Annotated in this window: 6 protein-coding genes and 2 pseudogenes; 3 read left to right on the plus strand and 5 right to left on the minus strand. The window is 66.8% G+C overall.

The features are described 5' to 3' along the window. Positions 1–64 precede the first annotated feature (64 nt). Together QC283_RS38705 and QC283_RS38710 are read right to left on the minus strand one after the other, a co-directional pair. A complete protein-coding gene (locus QC283_RS38705) occupies positions 65–448 on the minus strand; it encodes a hypothetical protein (protein ID WP_279566488.1) in 384 nt (127 codons plus the stop codon). Between the two features lie 538 nt (positions 449–986). Further along, entirely contained in the window at positions 987–1,313 is a 327-nt protein-coding gene (locus QC283_RS38710; protein WP_279566484.1) for a hypothetical protein, read from the minus strand. Between the two features lie 414 nt (positions 1,314–1,727). Here QC283_RS38710 and QC283_RS38715 point away from each other — a divergent pair, with 414 nt between their 5' ends. Further along, complete coding sequence (locus QC283_RS38715; RefSeq protein ID WP_279566489.1) at positions 1,728–1,892, plus strand: hypothetical protein; 165 nt, start codon at positions 1,728–1,730, stop codon at positions 1,890–1,892. Positions 1,893–2,022: 130 nt separating this feature from the next. Here the strand turns inward: QC283_RS38715 and QC283_RS38720 are convergent, their stop codons facing one another. Next, entirely contained in the window at positions 2,023–2,307 is a 285-nt protein-coding gene (locus QC283_RS38720) for a hypothetical protein (RefSeq protein ID WP_279566485.1), read from the minus strand. 116 nt (positions 2,308–2,423) lie between these two features. Continuing rightward, positions 2,424–2,963, minus strand: coding sequence for an EF-hand domain-containing protein (locus QC283_RS38725; protein WP_279566486.1), 540 nt, complete (start codon positions 2,961–2,963; stop codon positions 2,424–2,426). 571 nt (positions 2,964–3,534) lie between these two features. Here QC283_RS38725 and QC283_RS38730 point away from each other — a divergent pair. Beyond that, entirely contained in the window at positions 3,535–4,992 is a 1,458-nt protein-coding gene (locus tag QC283_RS38730; protein WP_279566487.1) for an NF041680 family putative transposase, read from the plus strand. Positions 4,993–5,047: 55 nt separating this feature from the next. After that, positions 5,048–5,820: pseudogene (locus tag QC283_RS38735) on the plus strand (transposase). Between the two features lie 53 nt (positions 5,821–5,873). Here QC283_RS38735 and QC283_RS38740 read toward each other — a convergent pair. After that, positions 5,874–6,000: pseudogene (locus QC283_RS38740) on the minus strand (IS630 family transposase); the annotation flags it as partial.

Here is a 6,000-nt window from a genome sequence, read left to right on the forward strand (position 1 = left end):
CCCTGGCTACCGTCATCGACCTCGCCTCGCGCCGTCTGGCCGGAAACCTACGCTCCGGGACAGATTATTCACCCCTGTTCCAATATTGCCTCATCTCGTCCATGCTCTTCGGGTCCTTTGCGCGCCGCTCCCATTCCTCACGACGTGCATGCATCTCGCGTTCACTCCTGCGCACAATCTTCCTGTAGATCAGGAATAGAACCAGGCACGCTACTCCTGCCGCAGATACACCTATGCCAGCCGATATCGCCTTGCCGACACCCATGGCCACGGCGGGGAAGTATCCGGCGGAGAAGAGAAGGACACCACAAATCGTCACCACGCATCCCTGACCCGGACAGGAGATTAAAAACAGGCAGTAGGCCAGTCCCAGCACGACGGCCGCGACGATGAGCAGTGCCTCCAAGGCACTGTCGGGGGCAGCAACTTGAGTCGCCTGTGCCAACATAGCTGCATCCTTTGGACTTCCGCATACGACGTCGGCCGCACCGGGACGGAGACGCTGAACGATGCCACATGGATCGCCTTCCGTCGTTGGTGGCTGCACTCAGGAGTACACCCTCTTCGGACTTGTTCAGCAGCACCACCAAGGAAGTGAACGACTCCCGTGATCCGCTCGGGCAGAAGACCAAAAAGGCTTCGCAGTCCCTTCCCCAGGTCTATGCCGGAACCGGGCTCTGGGAGGGCGTAGCGCCGCAGTCGTAATCGTAGTCGTTCACGGCGTCGAAGGCCGGACGGTTGCGGTCGCCGTACACAGGATCCACGACATCACGCGCCGTGGCACCCGATTTCAGATGACTCGCCGAGGTATCGATCGTCTTGAGTACCGTACGGAAGTGATGGCGACGTCCGGCGGCGCGCTCGCCTGCGTCGTCTCACCCATGAGTGGAAGCCTCATGCTTCGTGAACCAGCATTCATCAGACACGGGCAGTAACCTTTCGGAGCCGCCCGGAGACGGCACCATCATGACGTATACAGGCAGGGACTATTGATCGAGGGCAGGTAGGTCCTGCCCGCACAACTTCTCGGCGGTCGTCTGGGCACCGTCCCATTGCTTTTCCGTGGGCCCGAAGTCGATGACGAGGCCGGCCCGAGGCTTCCGCTCGGCGATGTGATGCGCTACCGCGGTACTGGCGGTCGCCCATTTCATCAGGGCCCGCCGCAGTTTCCCGCCGGCCTGCGGCGCGACCAGCAGTAGTTCGTCAGCGAAGTCGCGGTAGGTCTTCGCAGCATCGGCCCGCACCACGGAGTCGCTCTTCTTCTCGCCGCCGATGGCCAGGGCCATGGCGATCAACTGGTTGTGGGCTGCCATGTCCACTGTCTGGCAGACCTCGGATGCCGCCTCAACACCGGGGGAGGCAGTTTCCGTCGCTGGAGGACTGGTGGGAGGCGAGGTGGTTGTCAGCGGCGCTCCCCCCTGTCCGCGTCCGTCCTGTCCGCGTCCGTCGGAGGGCGGGTGGGAGCAACCAGTCAGGGCGAGCGCCAGCACCGCCAGGGCGGAGATCGTCGCCGTGAACGGCTCACGCATGGGTCGCCTCCGGTCGTTGGTGGTATGGCTCCCAGGAGTACAACGCCGTCGGCAATTGTTCAGCTACACCCACCAACTGCGTGAACAACTCCAGGCGGGCCCCCTCCCCGCCGGCGTCCGTACCATCCGACTCATGGCACGTGGGCGACGGCGTGTCATCAGGGCCATGGCGGCGTTCGGCTCTGCGATCCTGTTGGCGTGGGTGCTGACGCCCCCGTCAACGACGTCGTCCTCTGTGACAAGCCGCGCGAGCCGGCGGCGCACGCACGTGTCAGGGCGGGTGCCACCACCTCGGCCGACCCGTTCTGGGACTGTCGTACCGGCCTGCTTCTCCAGTGCCGCCACCTGCCGGCGGACGGCTGACGGCGGACGGCGGACGGCGGACGGCGTGGAGCCTGGATGCACTGCCGTGGCGTCAGTCACCGTGTAGCTGGTGACGACCGCGCGGGACCTGAAGTCCTCTGGATCGAGCTGGGCGCTGCGAGGGTTCTCATCACTCCAGGTCACGCTTGCCCGTTGTACACTCGGCGCGGTCGTTCTCACCGGCGTCTGCTAGGCGACCGGCCAAAGCCTGCCGCGGGGTCGTGGCCGACGGCGCCACATCGTCGTCGCGGCCTTCTTCTGGAACGCCCTGTCTTTCGCGCTCCGCAGTCTGGGTCAGCAGACCGTCGACTTCGTCCTCCTCAGCGCGGTCGTGCTGGGCGAGCACCTCAGTTTCCAGATCCTGGGCGTGGCCGTCTTCCTCGTCGGTGTCGGGATGACACGGCGTTAGGGGCACGGGGCCGCCGCCTCGAAGAACGGGGAGGCCCGGGAGAGCATGGCGCCCGGGAGAACATCCGGGAGCCCCCTTCTCAGTTCACAGGCGAGGGGGCTTCCCGGACAGCCCTCTCGGCGCTACCGGGTTCCGGCCGGGACCAGGTGATCGCCAGGGATGCCGGACTTCTCGGGGCGGTAGTAGTCCCTGATCCCGTCCGCCCAGGTGGACACCCGGATGCGGTCCTCCCCGTCCGGGCCGAAGGCCTGGAAGAGCGCCTCGATGTTGGGCCGTTGGAAGCCGATCGCGATCATCAACGCGGTGAACTCGGGGCGGGCGACGAAGCCGTCGCCGTCCGGATCACCCATCGCGGCGAGCGCTTCCGCGAACTCGTCCACGGTGGCATCGAACCGTCGCGGGTTGAGCACGATGGAGGTGAATTCCTCCGGGCTGACACGGCCGTCGCCATTTGTGTCCAGCTCGTTCAGCAGCGTTTCCCCGTAGCGGCGGAAGGCACCGGCGAGCCTGTCCGCGGTTGCCTCCTGTGCATCCGGTACTGCGGCCACGACCCGGTCGCTCATCAAGTCGAAGTCGGCGAGCTCCAGGTATCCGTTCCCGTCGGCATCGAAGAGGGAGAAGACCAACTCGATGCGGTCGGTCGCCTCGGTGGTGGGCTTCATGGGGCATCCCTGCCTTTCCTGCTGGAACGTCTTCGGCGAGTTGCTCACCGAGAAACCCTGTCCCGGCGGCTGACCCACTCTCCAAGGATTTCGAGTGCCCCTGCGGGAAAAGGAGTACTTCGCACACGAACGGAGGGAATCCGCTCGTCCGCGCATGAAGTGGAGTCCACGTGGACATCACCGCGCCCCAGGCATCACCCTGTTCCTGACACCCCGCGTCGCTTCCTCGATCCTCTGCCTACCCTCTCCAGGCAGGGCATCCTGCGCAGCCAACCAAGCTTTGGGCCTGACCGCTCCTGTCGTTGTGTGATCCCTGCGTGCTCCGGTCGTTTCCATGACTACGATCCTGAATGCCGTCCCTGAATGCCGTCCCGGAGATGCTCCGTCAACGCCTCGGACGTGGCTTCGGCCTGTGCGAGCGGTCGCCGCTGGCTTGATCTTTAACCTCGGACGTCGAACGGCTTCTCGTACTTGATCACCCGGTTTGGTAACTGCCGTACGTGCAGGCGGCCTTCGGCTGAGCATGTGCTCCGACCAAGGAACACACACGCTCAGCACGAAGGCCGTGGAGATGAGTCTGCTGCATCACGCTGTCCGACAGGATCCGTTCGCGGAACTGTCACGCTTCCGGGGCGAGTTCTACTCCTGCCTGACCAGACGTGCGGACGCACTGTTCGAGCTGGCCGACGCCGTGTTGTGTGCGGACGGCCCGGTCCGGTCGCTGGTGGAGCTGTCGATGGTGGGCGAACACCGTCGTGGGCATGGCGGGCTCTACGATGCCCTGGCCGCCGGCCGGGTGGAGGTGGCCCGGCTTCGTCGGGCACTGGCCGCGGTGCCGTTGCCACGGGCGGCGGACGGGCGGCTGGTCCTGGCCGCCGACATCACCTGCTGGCTGCGACCCGACGCGCACACCTCACCGCAGCGGATCCTGTGCCATACCTACGGACGCGGCAAGGACCAGCACATTCCCGTCCCCGGCTGGCCGTACTCAGTGATCTGCGCACTGGAGACCGGCCGCAGTTCGTGGACCGCTCCGCTGGACGCAATGCGTCTCGCACCGGGCGACGACGCCGCCACGGTCACCGCCAGGCAGATGCGTGAACTGGTCGAGCGGCTCGTCAGCGCCGGGCAGTGGAAGGACGGTGACCCGGACATCCTGATCGTGGTGGACGCCGGCTACGACGTGCCCCGCCTGGCCTTCCTGCTCAGGGACCTGCCGGTGCAGGTGCTGGGCCGGATGCGCTCGGACCGCGTCCTGCGCCGAGCAGTACCGCCCCGTGAACCCGGCACCCGGGGCCGCCCGCCCCGCCACGGTGGCGAGTTCGTGTTCGGCGACCCCACCACCTGGAACATCCCTGACGCGAAGACCGTGACAAGGACCCGCCTCTACGGCACCGCGGCCGCCCGAGCCTGGGACCGGCTCCACCCGCGCCTGACCCATCGCTCCGCCTGGACCGCCCAGCTGGGTGCGCTGCCGGTGATCGAGGGAACCGTGATCCTCCTTCGGGTCGAGTACCTGCCCAGCGGCGCGACACCAAAGCCAGTCTGGCTGTGGTGGTCGGGCACCGACGCCAGCCCAGCCGACATCGACCTGCTCTGGCAGGCATTCCTGCGGCGCTTCGACATCGAGCACACCTTCCGCCTGTTCAAGCAGACACTGGGCTGGGCCTGTCCGAAGATCCGCGCCCCGGAAGCCGCCGACCGCTGGACCTGGCTGATCCTCGCGGCGTTCACCCAGCTCCGGCTCGCCCGCCCACTCGCCGCTGACCTCCGCCGGCCGTGGGAGACACCGGCCCCAATCGACAGACTCACCCCCGCGCGAGTCCGCCGCGACTTCCGGCACCTCCGCCCGAAGGCCACCTGTCCCGCCCAAGCACCGAAACTCTCCCGCCCCGGTCCCGGACGGCCACCCGGACGCAAGAACACCCGGCCGACCCCACGCCACGACGTCCACACAGTCCGCAAAACAGGCATTACGAATCCAAAGACGAAGGAGTCGACAACCCCACGCCCCCGCCGCACAGGTTAAAGATCAAGCTAGAGGCTGGCCCGTAACTGCTGGTCAGAGGTGAGATGATCTTGCCGTGGCTGGTGTGATCACGGCGTCGGAGCCCTCGTGGATAGGTCCGTTCACCGGGCTGAGCCCTCGGCAGTTCAACAAGCTGATCACCGCGCCGCGGGGTGAGAGGGCCGATCCGGTCCGCAAGGGCCGGCCGTGGTCGCTGCCGTTGGAGGACCGGGTGCTGCTGGCGGCCGCGTACTGGCGCACCAACCTCACCCTGCGTCAACTCGGCCCGCTGTTCGGCGTCTCGAAGTCGGCGGCCGACCGGATTGTCGCCCACCTCGGGCCGGCTCTCGCCCTCCAGCCCCGGCGGCGGTTCCGCAGGAGACCGTGCTCATCGTGGACGGCACGCTGGTTCCCACCCGCGACCGGACCGTGGCCGCCTCCAGCAAGAACTACCGCTACTCCACCAACCACCAGGTCGTCATCGACGCCGACACCCGCCTCGTGGTCGCCGTCGGCAAGCCGCTGCCCGGCAATCGCAACGACTGCCGGGCCTGGGAGGACTCCGGTGCGAAGGCCGCCGTCGGCACCACTCCCACGGTGATCGCCGACGGCGGCTACCGGGGCACCGGCCTGACCATCCCGCACTACCGCCGGCACAAGGACGAGAAGCTGCCGGCCTGGAAGGAGGAGCACAACGCCTCCCACCGCAAGGTCCGGGCCCGCGTCGAGCACACATTCGCCCGCATGAAGAACTGGAAGATCCTCCGCGACTGCCGCCTCAAGGGCGACGGCGTCCACCACGCCATGCTCGGCATCGCCCGCCTGCACAACCTCACCCTCACCGGATGACAGGCAAACAAGCCGGTCAGCCAGCATGTCCCAGAGCATTTACGGGACACCGTCTAGTGACCTGAGTCAGAGATTCGTCGGCAGTAGGCGGCGACTTTGTCGAGGATCTCGTCGGCAGTCTTCGTCCAGACGAAGGGCCTGGGGTGTTCGTTCCAGTCCGCGAGCCAGGACCTGATGTCG

Origin of the sequence: Streptomyces sp. DH41 (assembly GCF_029813785.1) — a bacterium.
Taxonomy (GTDB): domain Bacteria; phylum Actinomycetota; class Actinomycetes; order Streptomycetales; family Streptomycetaceae; genus Streptomyces.